General features: G+C 33.7%; 19 protein-coding genes. 2 read left to right on the forward strand and 17 right to left on the reverse strand.

Annotated features, from left to right (window positions below):
- Positions 1-316: integrase core domain-containing protein (locus tag BLV64_RS10505; protein WP_143034153.1), on the forward strand; the 316-nt coding region annotated here is incomplete at its 5' end.
- Between the two features lie 8 nt (positions 317-324).
- Here BLV64_RS10505 and BLV64_RS10510 read toward each other — a convergent pair.
- The 17 genes from BLV64_RS10510 to BLV64_RS10590 all read right to left on the reverse strand — a co-directional run bounded on the left by BLV64_RS10510 (position 325) and on the right by BLV64_RS10590 (position 18,419).
- Entirely contained in the window at positions 325-1,356 is a 1,032-nt protein-coding gene (locus BLV64_RS10510) for a glycosyltransferase family 4 protein (RefSeq protein WP_092135044.1), read from the reverse strand.
- Positions 1,357-1,362: 6 nt separating this feature from the next.
- A complete protein-coding gene (locus tag BLV64_RS10515; RefSeq protein ID WP_092135047.1) occupies positions 1,363-2,688 on the reverse strand; it encodes a polysaccharide pyruvyl transferase family protein in 1,326 nt (441 codons plus the stop codon).
- Positions 2,688-3,599: a glycosyltransferase family 2 protein gene (locus tag BLV64_RS10520; protein ID WP_092135049.1), complete on the reverse strand. Its 912-nt coding sequence runs from the start codon at positions 3,597-3,599 to the stop codon at positions 2,688-2,690. Before BLV64_RS10520 ends, BLV64_RS10515 begins: the two co-directional genes overlap by 1 nt.
- 239 nt (positions 3,600-3,838) lie before the next feature.
- Positions 3,839-4,894, reverse strand: coding sequence for a glycosyltransferase (locus tag BLV64_RS10525; RefSeq protein ID WP_092135052.1), 1,056 nt, complete (start codon positions 4,892-4,894; stop codon positions 3,839-3,841).
- A 467-nt stretch (positions 4,895-5,361) separates the two neighbouring features.
- On the reverse strand, positions 5,362-6,642 hold the full coding sequence (locus BLV64_RS14890; protein WP_092135054.1) for an EpsG family protein: 1,281 nt from the start codon (positions 6,640-6,642) through the stop codon (positions 5,362-5,364).
- Positions 6,564-7,961, reverse strand: coding sequence for a lipopolysaccharide biosynthesis protein (locus tag BLV64_RS10535; protein ID WP_092135057.1), 1,398 nt, complete (start codon positions 7,959-7,961; stop codon positions 6,564-6,566). The genes BLV64_RS14890 and BLV64_RS10535 overlap by 79 nt, the downstream gene beginning before the upstream one ends.
- 7 nt (positions 7,962-7,968) lie before the next feature.
- The gene (locus BLV64_RS10540; RefSeq protein WP_092135059.1) at positions 7,969-8,871 is read right to left on the reverse strand and encodes a WaaS/CpsH family glycosyltransferase; all 903 of its coding nucleotides are present in this window, start codon (positions 8,869-8,871) and stop codon (positions 7,969-7,971) included.
- A 50-nt stretch (positions 8,872-8,921) separates the two neighbouring features.
- Positions 8,922-9,782, reverse strand: a complete 861-nt coding sequence (rfbA, locus tag BLV64_RS10545; RefSeq protein WP_092135062.1) for a glucose-1-phosphate thymidylyltransferase RfbA — start codon at positions 9,780-9,782, stop codon at positions 8,922-8,924.
- A gap of 2 nt (positions 9,783-9,784) precedes the next feature.
- A complete protein-coding gene (gene rfbD, locus BLV64_RS10550) occupies positions 9,785-10,642 on the reverse strand; it encodes a dTDP-4-dehydrorhamnose reductase (protein WP_092135065.1) in 858 nt (285 codons plus the stop codon).
- A gap of 4 nt (positions 10,643-10,646) precedes the next feature.
- On the reverse strand, positions 10,647-11,192 hold the full coding sequence (gene rfbC / locus BLV64_RS10555) for a dTDP-4-dehydrorhamnose 3,5-epimerase (protein ID WP_092135068.1): 546 nt from the start codon (positions 11,190-11,192) through the stop codon (positions 10,647-10,649).
- Positions 11,193-11,197: 5 nt separating this feature from the next.
- Positions 11,198-12,253, reverse strand: coding sequence for a dTDP-glucose 4,6-dehydratase (gene rfbB, locus BLV64_RS10560; RefSeq protein WP_092135070.1), 1,056 nt, complete (start codon positions 12,251-12,253; stop codon positions 11,198-11,200).
- A 13-nt stretch (positions 12,254-12,266) separates the two neighbouring features.
- On the reverse strand, positions 12,267-13,271 hold the full coding sequence (locus BLV64_RS10565; protein WP_177165323.1) for an SDR family oxidoreductase: 1,005 nt from the start codon (positions 13,269-13,271) through the stop codon (positions 12,267-12,269).
- Positions 13,272-13,320: 49 nt separating this feature from the next.
- On the reverse strand, positions 13,321-13,704 hold the full coding sequence (locus tag BLV64_RS10570) for a GxxExxY protein (RefSeq protein ID WP_092135073.1): 384 nt from the start codon (positions 13,702-13,704) through the stop codon (positions 13,321-13,323).
- A 52-nt stretch (positions 13,705-13,756) separates the two neighbouring features.
- Entirely contained in the window at positions 13,757-15,031 is a 1,275-nt protein-coding gene (locus tag BLV64_RS10575) for a nucleotide sugar dehydrogenase (RefSeq protein WP_092135076.1), read from the reverse strand.
- 57 nt (positions 15,032-15,088) lie between these two features.
- Positions 15,089-16,249 (reverse strand): MraY family glycosyltransferase, encoded by a 1,161-nt coding sequence (locus BLV64_RS10580; protein ID WP_092135078.1) that lies wholly within the window; start codon positions 16,247-16,249, stop codon positions 15,089-15,091.
- Positions 16,250-16,755: 506 nt separating this feature from the next.
- Positions 16,756-17,217, reverse strand: coding sequence for a UpxY family transcription antiterminator (locus BLV64_RS10585; protein WP_177165324.1), 462 nt, complete (start codon positions 17,215-17,217; stop codon positions 16,756-16,758).
- 1,004 nt (positions 17,218-18,221) lie between these two features.
- On the reverse strand, positions 18,222-18,419 hold the full coding sequence (locus tag BLV64_RS10590; protein WP_092135083.1) for a hypothetical protein: 198 nt from the start codon (positions 18,417-18,419) through the stop codon (positions 18,222-18,224).
- 862 nt (positions 18,420-19,281) lie between these two features.
- On the opposite strand from BLV64_RS10590, the gene BLV64_RS10595 reads away from it, so the two are divergent.
- Positions 19,282-20,031: a hypothetical protein gene (locus tag BLV64_RS10595; RefSeq protein WP_092135086.1), complete on the forward strand. Its 750-nt coding sequence runs from the start codon at positions 19,282-19,284 to the stop codon at positions 20,029-20,031.
- Positions 20,032-20,239: the final 208 nt, after the last annotated feature.

The raw sequence follows: 20,239 nt of genomic DNA on the forward strand, positions 1-20,239 counted from the left end.
TTTTCATTCTGATAGAGGTATACAATATGCTAGTCAAAAATTCACCTCTATCATTAAAAACTATGATGGGCTAGTTAAGCAATCTATGAGTCGTAAAGGAAACTGTTGGGATAACGCGGTGGCAGAATCCTTTTTTAAATCCTTAAAAGTAGAATGGGTATATAGGCACAATTATAAACGAAAATCTGAAGCTGAATTATCTATCTTTCAGTGGATAGAAACATGGTACAATAATAAACGAAGACATTCCTTTTTAGGGAACAAAACTATCAAAGAATTTGAATTAGATATGTATAATCATGAACTAGCAGCTTAGTCATTCAACTAATTGTCCAGTTTTTTGTTGCAAGTCCAATGTGAATCTTTAGAAGGAATAATTACTCCATTCTCTCCTTCAATTATTATTTCGTTGCAGCCATTTATGTCGCTAACAATTGAAGGCAATCCCATTGCACCAGCTTGCAGCACGACATTAGGAAATCCTTCTCTGTAACTAGGGAAAACCAATGCATCACTAATAGAAAAGTAGGGGCGGACATCATTTTGATACCCTACAGAAATGATTGCATCATTTGTTTCTATTTCTTGAAGGGTTTCTGGATTTAATGGATCTAATGCTGTTTCTAATGGGCCGACCAATAGAAGCTTAGCATTTGTTTCTTTGCTTTTCAATTCTTTAAAGGCTTGAACTAATTCATTGATTCCTTTGTCTGAAACTAAACGACCTACGAAAATAAATAGGAAATCGTTTTCTTGTATGTTAAGTTCTTTTTTTAAGGATTGTTTTTGTTCTGTGTTATAATGTGTAGAATTATAATAATCTACATCTATTCCGTTCACATTTCCGTTGGCAAGTATATTTAAAGGTTTCTTTGTAATATTGTATCCTATTAAATCTTGTTTTACTCCATAGCCTTCAGGTATAATATCGGTAGCTGCCCAACATAGTAATTTATCCATCTGTATTAGTAGCTTTTTCATTAAGCCTTTTTTGGTTGGAAATATTAAACCTGTGAACATGTGAATTCTAATAGGAACACCTGCGTACTTAGCAGCTAACATAGAAAGTAAACCTGCTTTAGGAGTTATGGAGTGAACTATTTCTGGTTTTTCTTTCTTGAATAATCTGTAAAGTTGAATTAATGACTTTATATCTTTGAGTGGAGAAATGTTGCGTTGCATTTCAATAGCAATTGTTTTAACCTTTTCTCTTTTCTTTACGTTTTCAAGATGTTTGTCCTGCCCTGAGACAGCAATAACTTCAAAATGATTGTTTAAGAATTCTAATTGACCTTTAAGCAAAACATCTAAAGATATTGCAACGGTAGAGGTTCTAATTATTTTCACTGATTTCATAAAAAATTAAGAATACAATCCTTTGATATCAGAAATCATTCTATTCCTACTTTCATCTACTAAACGCATTGCGTTAGATAAAGAACTTTTAATACCATCATAGTTTTCAATAGCATCATCGAATAGTTCGATTAACTGTTTTGAGTTAACATCTTGAATTTGGATTACGTATTTATCTAAATTGAAGTCATCCATTATCCCTTTTGCCTTATTTCCACCATACCCTATTGCTATAGATGGAACTAACGATGTTAAAGAAAAGATTATGGAGTGAAAGCGTGTGCCTACATAAAAATAGAAATTTGAATAAACTGCTTTTAATACATCACATGCAAGATTCTCATTAATCCAAATGACGTTTGCATTATTAACTATTTTGAGCAAATCCTGAATGGCATTACGATCGTCTTCATGAGTATTAGGACCTAGAGACTGATTACATAAGGCAACCTTAAAACCATTATCAGTGATGTGCTTAACTAATGCAGCTACCGAAGTGATATACTTTTGATAAAGTTCTTCTGGATTACTTAGGCCAGGAAATCGCCATGGTCGGATGGTTATACCCACAATCTTATCATCTTTTGATAGATTATATTTTATTAGTATTTTATCAGCTTCTTTCTGACTTCCTTTTTGCAAGAAAAAACCAAGATCCATTTCTACAGGTATTTTCTTATCTAAAAGCGCACCTAAACTTTCAGCAGACACATTCTCTCTGGCATAAGTTAAATCTAGCTTATTAAACACAGACCGTACTTGACTCTTCACCGTCACGCCTTCAAAAGGTCCAAATGAATTCGGAAAAAACACGACTTTTTTGTTTAATTTTTGAGCAAGGCGCACATAAAACAAAAAATACCACATGAGATATGGCGCTGTTTTTTCCCCATAAGCATGGATAAATCCTCCTCCTTTGACAAATATAACATCGGCTTCCGAAAACTCCTTTACTGTTTGATATACTTTTGCTGAGAACAATTTCTTGACGGAAGGCAAATTATTACAAATAGATAATAAAAATTTAGTACTTAAAAAGTCTAACCCTGCGTTTTTAACTTGTTTAGCCAGTTCAAATTTTGATTCTTGTATATGTTCATCGGTCTTATGTTGACCCCGTCTTGGATGTTCTAGGATATTCTCTATCATCTGATACCCATGATCAATCGATTGTTGACATAACAAACGTTTTTCCTCTTCAGTATCTCCTGAATTAAGAATGTAAATATCCTTAAAGAGCTTGGTATCTTTAACTAGTCTATGGCTTTCCCATACAAGCGCTTGGTCGCCTTTATTCAAATCCGTTACTCCAGGTACTATAATTGCTTTCATTAATTTTTAATTTTATTCAAATCTTTATTCAAAGATGTCCTTTTTGTGTTTTTTAAATACAAATACATTCCTATACCAAACGGAAATAAAACCAGTGTAAGTAACTTGGCAGGTGATTCAGAAACAATTCGGTATCGCTTAGCCATAAGCATGGAAGAAATGTAGTGAATCGTATTCTTAATTTTTAATTTATAATTAATTGCAAATCTAATTCTCGCTTTTCTATAATGAGCAAAAGAATTCGGGCTTTCTTTATATTGATTTATTATGTTATTAGATAAGCCATCTTCTTGATATTCTACTATACAAAAAACCTCATTAAATCCAAGATATTTATGTTCCTGTTCTATAAAAAAATATAAATAGCTTGTAATGGGAAATTTTTCATTTTCAAATTTTGGATATGGTAAAAATTTATTAAATATCTTCCGATTATGAACAAACTTTTTGTCTCCCGTAATATTATTAGATTCTAATTCGGAAAATTTACATTCCCAATTGGTTTTTGGAAACTTATCGCCAACTATAGCTCCAGATGAATAAGCATCCAAACCAATAATACCAGCACATTCATCGCTCGCGTATTTTTTCCACAAATCCAACATTCTTTCTATACCGTTAATTGGCATATAATCGTCGGAATCAATGCAGACACAAAGATCCGTGGTCATATTGTAATGCGCGGTATTATGAGCGGCGACCATCCCTTGATTCTCTTGGAAGATATACCGTATGTTTAACACTCCTTCCGCAATCCAACTATCTATAACTTCCTTTGAATTGTCAACAGAACCATCGTCAACAATAAGCCATTGAAAATCCTTTAAGGTTTGATCACAGAGACTTTCATAAAGCTGTGATAAAAGGTGTGCTCTATTAAAAGTAGGAGTGAAAACAGTTATTGAAACCATAATATCTTGTATTGTGTTAAAAAAGTTAAGCTTTGATGAGAAAAACTCATCAGAATTAATAAAACAGAAATAATTATTACTAATTGATTTTATTTAGTCCTTGTTAATAAATGATAATTGAATTAAGTATTATCAAATAAAAAATATAACTTTTCCAATTTTCGAAATATAAACCCAAATAATAAGAAGGAAAAGTTTACTAAATCTATAAATTGTTCCTTAAGCAAACGTCCTAATTTTCAACCTGTGATTAAGTCATAAAACCTTTTAGTAATAATAGATTGAGAATATTTTTCTCTAACTTTTATAGCATTTTTCATTATTCTTAATCTTTCTTCATGGTTATTCATTAAAAATTTTAATTCCTTTTTATAAAGACCAAAATCATTTAAGGGTATTAAATATCCATTTACTCTATTTTCTATTAAATCAGAAACACCAGCTGGGCAATCATAAGCTATAGTTGCTAAGGGAAAAGCCATAGCTTCCAAAACTACATTTGGAAATCCCTCAGATAAAGAAGTAAATGCAAATATGGAGGCTTTAGAGAGCTGCTTCTCTATATTATCTTTTTTACCAACCATTTTGACGGAATAACCTAATTTATTATCACTTATAAATCTCTCAAGCTCTACTCTGTTTTTACCTTCGCCAACTATTAAAAGCTCCCATTCAGGATTGTTGATTTCCTTGAAAATCTTAATAAGCTCTAATTGATTTTTAGTTTTTGTTAATCTTCCCACTGATATAATTCTTTTAATTTCAAAATTAAAATCAGTGTTATTAAAAGCACTGACAGGATTAGGAAGAATAGATATATTTGAATTTAATTTCTTTATTTGCAGTGTTCTTTTTGCTAAGTCTGTTTGTGCTATAATACCTTTAGATAATGGATAAGTTAATTTTTTTAAAATATAATCTCTAAATGAATACTTTATTACTGGACTACTTCTATCAGATACAAAGACAGAAATCCCGTTAAGTTTTCCTGCAACTATGGTAAAAGGATTAAAAACTTCGCTAAACCCGACTATAACTTTGGGCCTTATGTCTCTCAGTGCTTTAAAAAGTTGATAAGATAATAAAACGCGATTTTTTAAACTCCTATTAAGATGTATTATATTAACTCTGGTGTCAATTTCATATTCTACTTTATCACTAGTTAATGTTATTATATAAACGTTTTTTAAGTATACAAGAAGGTTGTTACCTAAAAGTGATACAACCCTTTCCATACCTCCCTTTTGAAGACTGGGCACTACAATACAAATAGAATCAATATTATTGTTTTTCAAAACTGACGAATTTTGGCATTAAAATTAAAAGAACTAGTAACAAACGACATACAAAATAATTAACACTTTAATAACAAACAACTGGTTATGATTTTATCAAGGTATTTACACAATCAAGGTATGGTTTTATTCACATTATATTTTCTACGACTACTCATTTTATTACGAGTTTGAGCTTAGTCAAATTTAATTTCACTAAAGAGTTGAAACATTAACTACCATAAAAGACTTGTTCCGAAAGAATATTTCATCGAAATAAGTAAGCTTTATTAACGTTGTAGACATTAGGTCAAGAAAATTAAAGATTAATCTGTGGGAAATTATAACACATGGATTAAATGGAGAAATAGCAAGTACATCTTATACGCTATATAACATTTTGATTAAATATTAAGGTATTATCACATTATCTTTACAAATAATACTATCCAAAAATTGAAATTAAAGAATAGACTCTTTACATTTCATTAATTGTGTCTATCATATGATTCATCCATTCTTTCAAAAAATATTATTTCACGATAGTAATATTCCTCTTTAGTAAATATGGAGCTGTAGGGAAACCATATATTATACCTATGTGTTCCATTCACAATTCTAGATGTGTCCTCGAAGTAGTAAATAGTTTTTGGAATGAATGTTATAACTATTAGTAATATTACAACTTCTCTTTTCATATGTTTAAACCTATACGACTTATATATTGAATTAAGCAAATCGGCAAAGTAAACAATCATGAATGGCGCTAGGTAGTTTAAAAAACGTAGAAATCCATTGATAATCAAAAAAAGTAAAACTAGTAAAGTATAAAGCATGTAAAGCTCTTTAAACTTATGGTCTAATTTGTTTATTCGCCAGTTTAGTTTAATAAATAATAAGGGGATAATTAAATATGTTATAGAGTAAACAATCGTTGCGTTTAAATTAGCGGTTACATTAGAATAGGTTTCAAATTTGCTTAACAGCCTATCAGTGAACAACACATAATTTAAAATCGACGGCATATAAATGGATACTACGAGAATTGAGACAAATGCTACCAATACTATAACAAGATTAGTGCGATTGAATTTAACCCTTTGTAAAAGAGGAAATATCAGTAAAATTATGGCCGATGAATGGAATAAAAAGGCAATAATAGCTAAAAGATAATACCTTAAGAGATTCCTTTTCTCAAGACTAGGATAAGCTAATAGAAAAATACAAATTGCTAAAGATTCCCTCAGTATCTCCATATTAAAATAGATATAGAAAAAAAGAAAATAAATTAATAGTGCGGTGAACTTATAAACGGTATACTTTCTAATAAACCAAAAAATCACACTATTGATTATTAGAACATGAAAGAATTGGAAAAAAAAGAAATCATCATTTATAGTTTTGAAAATAGAAGAAAATATAATCCAAAGAGGATCTAGCCCACTTAACAAGAAATCATAATTTGGAATCTCATCCAAAAAAGGAATTTCGTCGAACCTCATCATATAAATTATTGTATCTCCACCCACCTTATATCTTAAACCTGCGGTACACACCAATAACACAAAAACAAACTTATACCAATTATTTCCAACTCTAGAAGAATGACGATTCGTACTAAAGTCAAATTTTATACAAGCAAAAATTAATACTATAAGAATAAATAAGTATATCATGACATTTTTTACTACTATTCTACAGTTTTGAATTTCTTGTATGAGAAAAAGAATGCCAACAAATAAACTGAGGCAACTAACAAGAATAAACATATCCTAAACAAAAATCCAGGATAATAGAACATCGAACCCACACCTAAAATATAAACAGGAATAGCCAATAAAATAAATCTAAATAAATCAAACGGAATGTAATGCAGTCGATTAGAAATATACCAACTACAAAACACAAGAAAAGTATTTGTTATTAACATCGAGTAAACTACTCCATATAAACCAAATGGTTTTATAAAAACAAATAAACATATTAGATTAATACAAACAGATAAAAAAAACGTTAATGACAGATATTTGGTCTTTTCCTTATATTTAGGACCAATATCAACAATTTCTTTAAAGATAAATAGTGAAAAATATAAAGAAAGCCCTCCAACATATTGATAGGACTCTTGAAACTCATTAGATGCAATTAAGTTTACTATTTCTTTAGAGAAAATACAGACAAAAGACACTAAAAGAAATACTGGGCTTTCAACTAGAAGAAGTACTTTCGGAAAGATTTTTTTATGATTTGGATTCTTTATTTTTTCAAACATAAAAGGGGCCCAAGCCATGACAAAAGCAGAATACACCAATTGAACTGATGACGCTAATTTCAATGATAAAGAGTATATACCAATAGCACCCAGAGTAAGATATCCAATCATAAAAAACCTGTTGCCATATGTCAATAAAACACTTCCTATACGCGCTGGAAACTGAGGAAGAGCATATTTAACGCACTTCCTAAATAGTTTTCTAGAAAAACTAAAACTCAAGAACCTTCTAACAGCCATAAAGAGAAAAATTGAGCTAATCGCATGACTGATCAATTGCGCGTAAAACACTCCTATAATTCCAAGTTTTAAAATAACAACAAATAAAAATATAAAAAGAAGATTGACAACGACTTTTAATAAAATTAAACTAACAAACTGAATATTTCTCTTTTCGTATCGTAAGATAACGAATGAAAGCATGGCAAAATTGATGAAAGGCAATTGCCATATTGCAAGTTTAACAACATCGACGTATTCCGCACTTTTAAACACCAAAATTGTCAACAACTCAGCGTTTAGAAAAAGTAATAATGTCACCACTAAAGAAAGAGTAACAATAACAATAAATATAGTACTTATATATACTTCTTTAATCTTACCCTTATATTCGTAATAATAGCGCTGTAAAGCAGTTTCTAATTGAAACACAGCAAATATTGAAGCTAATCCCAAAATTACTTGAACCAAGTCTATAACACCAAATTCTTCTTTAGTAAAATAACGAGTATATATTGGCAATAATAAAAATGCAATCAATTTTTCAATCGTTGCAGCTAATCCAAATGAGAAAAATGACTTTAAGAATTCTTTCATAATTAGTCTATATCAGATTATCAAACCGACTAATCCAATTGGAGACATCATACTTATGAAGAATATTAGATGGCACTTTTTCATAAGGTGAATTTATAAAGTTTTTAAGATTATCAAAATCATCAATCCCAATAACAAAAATGTTTGCTGGATCGTAAAAATCCTCTTTCACTATTTGCTTATCATTTGTTATTAACTTTTTCTCAAAAAACAACGACTCCATTGGCCTTAAAGTAAGTCCATTCTGTTCTTTCTGGACAAAATCTAAAATTGAATTACTCTGTGCTATTAAATCAAGATATTGACTATAACTTAATTTTGGGAATTTCTCATCATACTCTTCTTTATTAGTTTTCTTATCTACAATATGAAAGTAAGTGGATAGACCACAATCATTAATTACATTTTGTAATTTTAATAACTCTGCTTTTCTCCCTTTATTTGCGCCTAAAAACACAACATCATGTATTATATCTTTTTTAGAAAGCTTGATGTTGTCAAAATAAAAAGTAGTATTATATCTCATTCCATATTTTGAACAATCTTTTTTATCAAATGACCACTTCTGAAAAAATTCCTCAGATAAAAGCTCAGGATTTGCATTTTTATGTATAAAAGTCGGATTCCAGTACCATATAATAATCTTTATATGTGGAAATTTAATTCGTATATATTCAAGTATATCAATAAATTCATTCGAAAAAACAATAATAGTATCGATGGTCTCTAGTCGATCTTTCCATCCACCATACCATACTGTACGTTTAAGACCCAAAAATTCATATAGTCCTCTCAAAGGTCTTAGAAAGGATGGTATTTCTTTAAATAATGGATAAGCATCAATTCCTTTTTCCTTCATAAAAGGGATAAAATATGGAATAGAGTTATAGATTAGTACTTTATTTTTCATTCTTAGGGGTATCGCACATCATAGCTTGATAGTACCGATAATGTTTTTTATTACTTTAATAGTTTCAATAAGTATTTGCCATAACCACTTTTAATTAACGGAGTAGCGACTTCTTTCAATTGATCTTTCGTTATAAATCCCATTCTATAAGCGACTTCTTCAATAGCACCAATCTTCATTCCCTGACGGTCCTCAATCACTTCTACAAACTGTCCTGCCTGCATTAGTGACTTAAAAGTACCAGTATCTAACCACGCCGTACCTCTATCAAAAACACCTACACGTAATTTTCCTTGTCTTAGATATTCTTTATTAACGTCTGTTATCTCATATTCTCCTCTGGCTGAAGGCTGGATGTTTTTAGCAATCTCGACAACACTGTTATCGTAAAAATACAAGCCTGGCACCGCATAATTAGACTTAGGCGCAGTTGGTTTTTCCTCAATGGATAATACATTATTATCTTTATCAAACTCAACAACGCCGTATCTTTCTGGATCATTGACTTGGTAAGCAAATACAACACCGCCTTCTTCTTGAGTACAATCTTGAAGAAGTTTGGACATCCCACTGCCATAAAAAATATTATCTCCTAATACTAAGGCCACTTTATCATTTCCTATAAACTCCTCTCCAATAACGAAAGCTTGGGCTAAACCGTTAGGTTCACTTTGAACTGCGTATGAGAATTGACATCCTAATTGATTACCATCTCCCAAAAGTCTTTCGAAATGTGGCAGATCATGAGGGGTAGAAATGATTAAGATTTCCTTTATCCCTGCTAACATAAGCGTTGATAAGGGATAATAAATCATAGGCTTGTCATATACAGGCATTAACTGCTTGCTTACTGCTAGTGTTAACGGATGTAACCGTGTTCCTGAGCCACCGGCTAATATAATTCCTTTCATAATTATGCGTTTAAAATTTGAAGACATTGATCCAAGCTGTTCTTCCAGTCTGGAACACTAAGTTTGTAAGTTGTCTTTATTTTTGTTTTATCAAGTAAGGAGTACTTAGGTCTTTTTGCAAGCGTCGGAAATTCGTCTGACGTAACGCCTTTAACCTCGCATTTTATCTGACTTAGTTCCTTTATAGCCACTGCAAATTCAAACCAAGAGATTTGTCCTTCATTAGAGTAGTGATAAACGCCAGGCTCCCAAGTATCACCCGTTATGATTGTGATGATGGCTTCTGCCAAGTCATAAGCATAGGTTGGTGTACCTACTTGATCATTGACTACACCAATACTTTCACGATCCTTCATTAAGCGTAACATAGTTTTCACAAAATTGTTACCATATTCTGAATATACCCATGAAGTTCTGATAATCACAGCCTCCTTCATTATGCGTTCTATTGCTTGCTCTCCCCTTAACTTAGTTTCACCATACCAATTAATAGGTGCGGTAAAATCACTTTCTTTATACGGTATATCACTTTTACCGTCAAAAACATAATCTGTAGAAATATGTATTAATTTTGCATGGTTATCAGCACACCACTTCGCCATTGTTGCTACAGCAAGATGGTTTATTTGATCTACCAATTCCTTTTCATTTTCTGCCTGGTCAACTGCTGTATATGCTCCTGCACTAACAATTAAATTAGGCTGTAATTGATTCAAAAATCTAATGATTGAATCATTATCATCTAAAGGCATTTCTTCCCTATCAACAAAAGTGAATTTTATCGTAGGGTAATCTTTAGATATTTTTTTAATTTCTGATCCTAATTGTCCTTTGGAACCAGTAACTAATATATGGAGCATACTTTTATTTTTTTAAATCTTTATAAAATGGCAATTCTAAATCTTTCTCAGAAACTAATGCTTGTTCACTTGAAACTTGCCAATCAATATCAAAATCAGGGTCGTCATATCGAATACCTACCTCTGATTCTTTATTGTAATAGTTATCGCATTTATAGAAAAATGTAGCCTTTTCACTTAGTACTGAAAACCCATGTAAACATCCCCTGGGCACAAATAATTGTTGTTTATTCTCTGCACTTAACTTTACAGTAATATGTTCTAAATATGTTTCTGAATCAGGACGGATATCCACTACAACATCTAGCACCTCCCCTTTAAGAACACGCACTAATTTGGCTTGTGCAGACTCTCCTTGTTGAGCATGTAGACCACGAATAACGCCATATGTGGATTCTGACTCATTATCTTGTACAAAGTCTACAGGTAAGCCTGTTATAGTATTAAAAGTCTTAGAATTAAAACTCTCCATGAAATATCCTCGAGAATCTTTAAAAACTTTTGGTTCTAGAATAAAGCAATCTTTAATTTTAGTCGTCTTTACTTCCATTATATTTATTGATACTGTTTATTATAATACTCCTGATAAGCCCCACTAGTTACATTATCCATCCATTCTTTATTTTCTAAGAACCAATCGATAGTTTGAGATAAGCCTTCTTCGAAAGTAACTGAAGGTGACCATCCTAATTCTTTATTGATTTTGGATGAATCTATGGCATATCTTAAGTCATGCCCTGGACGGTCTTTTACATAGGTGATAAGCTTTTCACTTTCTCCAACAGGCCTATCTAACTTTTCATCCATTTGCTGACATAGTAATTTTACTAAATCGATATTCTTCCATTCATTAAAACCACCAATATTATAGGTTTCATGGTTTCCTCCTTTATGATAAACCAAATCGATAGCAATAGCGTGATCTATAACATAGAGCCAATCTCTAGTATAATTGCCATCACCATAAACAGGTAAGGCTTTTTTAGTGATGATATTATTAATAAATAATGGGATCAATTTCTCTGGAAAGTGATTAGGTCCATAATTATTAGAACAATTAGATATTACGTACGGCATACCGTAAGTTTCACCATACGCTCTAACGAAATGATCTGAACTTGCTTTGGATGCAGAATACGGAGAATTTGGGTCATAAGATGTAGTCTCTGTAAACAAACCTGTTTCTCCTAATGAACCATAGACCTCATCAGTACTCACGTGATAAAAACGCTTTCCTTCCCAGTTGCCTTTCCACAATTCTTTAAAAGCATTCAGCAAAATCATGGTCCCTAAAATATTGGTCTTAGCAAAGGCTAAAGGATCGGTAATCGATCTATCTACATGCGATTCTGCTGCTAAATGCACCACGCCATCAAATTGATATTCTGAAAATATACTATTGATATAAGTTTCATCCGTTATATCGCCGTGAAGAAAGGTGTAATTCGAAGCATCTTCAATATCTCTTAAATTCTCTAAATTACCAGCATACGTTAGAGCGTCTAAATTATAAATATGATAGTCTGGGTATTGGTTTACAAATTGTCTAACCACGTGGCTACCAATAAACCCAGCGCCTCCTGTTATTAATATTTTCTTATTTTCACTCATAATCAATCTGTAATTATTTCAAATTCTCCCAATACCACTCTACAGATTCTTCAATACCGTTATCAATAGTATGTGTTGGGTTATAATTTAATAGTTTTTTTGCTTTTTCCACTGAAGCTAGTGAATGTGGTATATCGCCTTTCCGGTTTGGACCGTGAACGATTTCTACATCCGCAATTTTGGCATCGTATTTAGAGAGGTTCTTCTTCAATAAATTAACTAATTGCACTAAAGTGGTACGATCTCCAACCGCCGTGTTATACACCTGGTTTAGAGCCTCTTTATTTTCGGTGGTAATAGCGCGTAAGTTCATTTGCACCACATTATCGATATAGGTAAAATCACGAGAGTAGGTTCCATCCCCATTAATCACTGGACTGTCGTGATTCATGAACTGTTTTACGAATAAAGGAATCACCGCTGCGTAAGCTCCGTTAGGATCCTGGCGTCTTCCAAAGACATTGAAATAACGCAAACCTATGGTGTTTAATCCGTAAGTCGCAAAAAAGTTGTCTGCGTACAGTTCGTTTACATACTTGGTAATCGCGTATGGTGATAAAGGCTTACCAATGGTTTCTTCTACTTTTGGTAAGGCTTCGTGGTCGCCGTAAGTCGACGAACTTGCTGCATACACAAATCGTGTCACCTCAGCATCACGAGCTGCTACCAACATGTTTAAAAATCCACCTACATTCACATCGTTAGAAGTAATAGGATCTGCAATAGATCGTGGAACTGAACCTAATGCTGCCTGGTGTAAGATAAAATCTTGATTAGCACAGGCTTTATGGCAAGTGTCTAAATCACGGATATCGCCTTCTATAAGTGTAAAGTTATCATTACTTAGAAAAGGTTCTATGTTGTGTCTGTGACCTGTAGCGAAATTGTCTAAGCAGGTTACTTTAGCGTTTAGTTTTAGTAGGGTTTCGCAGAGGTTACTTCCTATGAAACCCGCGCCTCCTGTTACGAGGATGTTTTTATTTTCTAACTTTTTAAAGTGGTCTATATTAATCATCATATTTTTATTTAGCATTGGCTCGTGTTTGATTGCACGGATTTCTCGCGGATTACGCGGAGGTATTAATGAAACGTTTCCATTTAAGACTACCCTCTCCGAAATTAATGAGCAATCCCACTTCTTTCTTAGTTGCTTTTAAGTAGTTTATCACTTGAGCTTCCATGCTTTTATGTAAACATGTCGTTGCTTTTATTTCTACGATAATAGTGTTGTAACATAGAAAATCGGCAATAAAATATTTATCTAATAACTCTCCGTCATAGGAGATGCGTAATTTTTGTTGTCTTTTATAAGGAATTTCTGCTTTTACAAGTTCTTTTTCCAAGGCCTCACCATAAACCGACTCTAAAAATCCTTTACCCAAAGCTTTATGTACAGTCATACATGCGCCGATGAGCTTATAAGATTCTTCCTCGTGTAATAATGGTGACAAAATCCGTGTAATCGTTTTTAATCCGTGAAATTAATTTTAAAACCTGTGTTTACTACAGTCGACCGTTAGCATCTTTTAACACCCCTTTTACATCGTAAACGATGGCTTTATCTGCTTTAAGACTGTTGTAGTCGGTGCTAAGGAATTCTTTATGTGCTACTGCTAAGACTACAGCTTCAAAACGGTCTTTTGGTAGGTCTTGTGTGGTTTGTAATTTATATTCGTGTTGCACTTCTTCTGGTGATGCTAAAGGATCGTAGATAGTAACTTCTATGCCATAGCTTTCCAATTCTCGAACCACATCGACCACCTTGGTATTACGAACGTCAGGGCAATTTTCTTTAAAGGTAATCCCTAGCATTAATACTTTAGCGCCTTTTACTTTAACATCGTTAGCAAGCATAAGCTTTACGATTTCTGATGCAACATAACCGCCCATAGAATCGTTCATACGGCGACCTGCCAATATAATTTCTGGGTGGTATCCTACTTCTTGTGCTTTTTGTGCCAAGTAGTATGGGTCTACCCCTATACAATGTCCGCCAACCAATCCCGGTTTAAAGGGAAGGAAGTTCCATTTTGTTCCTGCTGCTTCTAATACATCGGAGGTATTAATTTCTAAACGGTTAAATATTTTTGCTAACTCATTAACAAAGGCAATATTAATATCACGTTGGGCATTTTCGATCACTTTCGCTGCTTCCGCTACTTTTATGCTCGGTGCTAAATGCGTTCCTGCGGTAATCACACTCTTATATATGGCATCGATTTGCTCACCGATTTCTGGTGTTGAACCAGAAGTCACTTTAAGTATTTTGTCTACGGTATGCTCCTTATCTCCTGGATTGATACGCTCCGGTGAATAACCAGCATAAAAATCGCTGTTGAAGGTGAGTCCACTAACGTTTTCTAATATGGGAATACATTCCTCTTCGGTTGCTCCTGGATACACCGTAGATTCATATATTACAATGTCACCTTTCTTTAACACGTGCCCTACAGTTTCACTAGCTTTATGTAGTGGCGTAAGGTCAGGTCTATTATTCTTATCTACAGGTGTTGGTACCGTAATTATATAGTGTGTACACTCTTCTATTAGTGCTAAGTCGGTCGTGCAATACAGTCCTTTTTCATTTAACAACTTCGGATCAGACACGGATACCGCTTGAAGGGTTTCATCGTCAACTTCAAGGGTACTATCGGTTCCCGCTTGTAGTTCCTTTACGCGTGCGGTGTTGATATCAAATCCAATAACAGGATATTTCGTTGCAAATAATCGTGCTAGAGGTAAGCCTACATAACCCAAACCTATAATAGCTATTTTCATAGTATGTATTTAATTAATCTAAAGTAAAGTCTATTTTTTATCGCTAAGGTAATCGCCCTAACTCACTTGATTTCTAATTCTATTTGGCAAACCCATGCTCCATTTTGTTCCTTTACGTTGCACACAAAATGGCAACATAAGCATCCCTATGGCTACTGGCAACATGATGCAAAACGCGGTGTTTATTGGCAAGTCGTTAAGCACAAATGCTAAACAGGTAATCATTATGGTATAGATTGCCACCAATACCGTTGCCCAAATATGGCGTAGTCCGAGATCTAATAGTCGGTGGTGAATGTGTCTTCTATCCGCCGAAAAGGGACTGCGTTTATTAAGTATGCGTACCGTAAATACCCTTAAGGTATCAATTAGCGGGTAAGACAATAATGCCAATACAAATATTGGGGCATTGGCAAATACCACCATATCGTTTGTGGTAATACTAAGCTGAAGGTATAGAATCACCTGAAATGCTAGGACAAACCCTACTACCATAGATCCGGTATCGCCTAAAAATATTTTTCGTCGGTGAGAGAAGTTATAGACTAAAAAGCCTACTAGTCCTCCTATTAGAGAGATAGACATCAAACTGTAAAAGAAGTGGCCGCTATTAAAAAAGACCACCGCCATAAACATCGAGATTAATGTCCCTAGTGCTCCTGCCAGTCCATCGATACCATCAATTAAATTATAGGCATTAATAATAAGAACAATCACAAAGACTGAAAAAACTACAGAAAGGATATAGGGCATACTACCAATACCAAAAAGGCCTCCAAAAGACTGGATGCGTATGTTGGTACTTATTACAAAGATAAGGGCGATAATAATCTGATATAAAAACTTGCGTCGTGCTGCCAGGTTAATAATATCATCAAAAATACCTACTAATAATAACATCAAAACAAGGATGTTAAAAATAAGGAGGTCGACGACTTGGGTATAGGAGGCAAATAATACGGCCACAATATTTACGGTTAGCAGCAAACCTGTAAACACACCAATTCCTCCCAAAGTAGGTACAATACCACTATGTGAGGTCCGGTTATTGGGTAGGGCGGTAAGGTTTTTCTTTTTACTTATTAGTATCACCTTTGGCATCACGACTAGCGTAACGACTAAAGAGAATAATAAAGTACAACAGGCAGATAAAAACTTGAAATTACTTAAAAAGGCGGTAATCTCTTCGTGGCTATTAGGCAGGTTTGGTGAAATCATTGATGTAGCGAATACTATTACACGGTAAGCGTGTAATATGGTATTAATATTAGTATTAAGGGTATAACAAGCATAGCGAACCTATTATCTCTTTGGTTAATTTAAGGTTTAAAATACGTATTTATTATTTTAATTAAGGACTATAAAGCCTTTTTTTTATGGTGTTCTATCATATAAAACCATCACGTTATGTCACGGCTTCGCCGGCACTTGTTACACAACAAGCGATACAAATAATAAAAAAAAGCCATTACTTTGGCCTCAAAAATAGAAAACTCAGTAACAACTTATAATAAACCGTCAGCATTAGAGACGTTTTAAGCAGCACCCGTATAACGCAACACGAATCGTGCCACTTTTTATAGGTTTCGCCACTCATAAAAAAGGCGTTTAACTTACTTAATTCACCCCAATTCCTTTTGGTGATTTTAATGGGATCACGCGCTGTGATTTTCATTAAAAAGGAACTCTTGAATTAACTTTTGGTTATTTTATTTTAGCTGCTATCAATTAATTTGCAATTTTACAACAAATCCCACAGACGACAAAGCGATCCATACATTATTTTTTGTGGACTTCACAACAACACCTTCCTGATTATCAAGACCATAGCCGTCCAATTGCAGGGCTGTGCCGGGTTTAAATTCTTCGGTAGTATGAGATAGTATATCTGTGCTTTCTAAAACCGATCGCAGTTGTTCGATTTCTACATCCCTAACAATACCGGGTTGCCCTTGGTCGTATAAGTAGCGAACGGTACCGGGAATACCAAAAACGTGAGCCCGCTCGGTTTCTGTAGAGTGAATAAAAACCACGCGACTAAGCAGTGGTACTTGGATTTTTTTCTTGCGGTCACTCCACACCCGAACCTCGGTCCGCGACGGACAAAAAGCCGTAAGATTTTCCAGGCCTAAGTCGTTAATGCGTTTTTCAACCTTCTTCTCATGGTTCCCCTTAACATATAGCACGTACCATTTTTTCTCCTGCATTTGAAAATGTTGTTTGCGTATTTTTTCGTTTTGTTTCCCAAAATGTAAAAGTAGAAGAAAGGAAAGAAAGAATCAAGAGAAGATAGTAAAAGTTTATAAATAGTTAAAGGAGGGATTGGGGATTAGGTAGTAGGTATTGGGGATTAGGTTTGATTTTGGTTCAGTGGGTGGTTTGAATCTCCATGGGTGGTTTTAGAGGCCGGAAGCTGGAGGCTACACCTCAAGTGAAAAGATAAATAGGTAGTAGGTATTAGGGATTGGGGATTAGGTTTGATTTTGGTAGACTTGATGGTTATGCTCTTTTACAGCATTCGCCAATGCTTATGTAGTTAGCTTGAGGTCATAGTTACGCGATGAGCAATTATTTGTCATTGACTTCGTCGAATCTTCGATTTCTGAACGCAGTGAAGAATCTCGCGTCTCATATAACCTCGAACAAAAAGCACATCATAACTATAATTCATGTACAGATTCTTCAGTCGTACCTCCCTCAGAATGACAACTATGTGGCTTTATCTTTAAATATGAAAATAACTAGAAGTCTTAATACCGAAATGATTAATCAATTGTCATTCTGAACGTAGTGAAGAATCTTGTGCTACATGTGACCTTAATTACAACGGACATCATAACTTCAATTCTTGTACAGATTCTTCAGTCGTACCTCCCTCAGAATGACAAAAGTGATATGATTTCGTACAAAAGGTTCTCGATACAACGCTCCTACGTCGCGCCACTCGAACTGACAGGAGAAGTAGGCATTAGGGATTGGGGATTAGGTTTGTTTTTGGTATACTTGATGGCTATACCTTTTTACAACTTTGCTCAATGCTAGTGTAATTAGCTTGAGGTCATAGTTACGCGATGAGCAATTATTTGTCATTGACTGCGTCGAATCTTTGATTTCTGAACAAAGTGAAGAATCTTATGTTTCTCAGGAAGAAGAAGAAAACAACTGAAAACAATACACTATAAAATAGAGGTTATTTAGAATTAATCATCTCGAATATTTCATCATACTCAAAGCCCATATAATCAGCGAATTCTTTAATCGTAACCAATTGATGTCTTTTTTTATTTGATTCAAGTTTAATTTTCTGAATAATACCCCTTGAGTAGCTCAAGCTTCTTGAGGTTAATTCCGAAATCTGTTCCGGTGTAATTACAATTACTTTTATCATACCATATTTTTTTGCAAAGGGCCAACACCTTGTGTTTGGACAACCTCCTAAGGGTCCGTGTTTTCATATTCTTCATAATGTTTTGTTTTAGTATTCGTTCGGTTTTATAAAATTATAAAAACATACCGAAAACACACAACTAACTTATCAACAATTTCGACAAATAAACACACATCAAAACACTCGTAAACAGTCGATTAAAACATAATTAATCCGTCAAACAACAAATAATAACTATAAAATACATCTGAGTTCCATCAAAAAAAAAATTGAATGTTGATAACTCAATACAGCTTTTACGCAAAAAAAACATCTCAAAAAGCTAAAAAAAGAACTTTCTTTTAGAATTACCCCTATCTAACGCTCTATAAACTAGCCACAAGAGAAGAAATTAAACGCTTACCCATCAAGTAGCAATCACATTCATTCACAATTACATCTTCACGAAAACGCAACCCTATAGATACTCTATAGATACTGTATAGATACCCTATGGATAGTGTATGCCAAACCTATAGCCAATAGTAGTATTTAAAAACACAAAAATTAACAAAAACAACAAATACACCAGAAACAACAAAATAGCAATAAACACCCCAACGATGAAGTAACCATCATGAAGTAACAAATTAACGTAATACCTCACATCTTAATAAAATCTTAGCACCGTAACAAGGACAACTAAGATCTCCTTAAACACCAGAAAGCGAAAACACATCATAATCACCCACTTAACTTTGTAAATGAAGGATGTAATAAGTATCACCGGTATATAATTTTAAGCCTGCGCAGCTTAATCCGTTACGCCTTCAAAACATTTAATTATTAACGAGTCACATATAGACTCATAAATTTCAAAGAAATGGCAAAATTAAAAAGCCTTTTAAAAATTGAAGGTACCTTAGACGGTATGACCTTCTACAAAGGAAAAGATGGATATTTAGTGCGTACAAAAGGCGGCATTAGTAAATCCAGAATCGAAAACGACCCAGCGTTCATTAGAACACGGGAAAATGGCAAAGAATTTGGACATTCTGCCACAAGTGGAAAACAACTCCGACAAGCTTTAACAGGACTTCTAGTCGACGTTAAAGACGGAAGAATGACCCCCAGGCTAACTCAAACAATGAGTAAAGTTAAAAATCAAGATTTAATTTCTGCAAGAGGAAGTCGTAATGTAAGCGAAGGTTTAAATTCGGCATTAGGCAAAGCAGCACTTAAAGCATTTGATTTTAATAGCAATGCACAGCTTAGCGCTGTACTATTATCAGACTTTAGTTTTGACACAGCTACAGGGGAGTTTTCAATCACTAATTTAATTCCAAATCAGCAAATTAATTACCCTGGAGGAGCAACTCACCTGAGTATCTCATCAGCGGTTCTAAATTTGGATTTCAATACTAACGTTAAAGAAATCGCAATTGGAAACATAGTGAACATTCCTATAAACGGATCTCCCACAAATGTAAGTTCCATACCAACTGCTCTACCGACAGCTGGAGGATCGGTATTTTTTCTAGTGAAAATTTCATTTTTCCAAGAAGTGAATAACGTTCAGTACCCATTAAATAATGGAGCTTATAATGTTCTAAAGATTATCGAAATTTTATAATTCCATAATTTAAGAACACTTGAAAAGGGAAGATGTAATGTCTTCCCTTTTTTTTTATATAAGAATGTCTTTACCCCAACCACAAAGGGTGAGCATTCTCAATTTACCTAAAACAAAAAGTCCCCTTTAGGGGATTTAGGGGTCCGGATTAGTTAACAGAAACATAGATTCAAAAGCATAAATTCAATAACTCAGTTCCAAAAGGAAG

The sequence above is a fragment of the Bizionia paragorgiae genome (assembly GCF_900107625.1).
Taxonomy (GTDB): Bacteria; Bacteroidota; Bacteroidia; order Flavobacteriales; family Flavobacteriaceae; genus Bizionia; species Bizionia paragorgiae.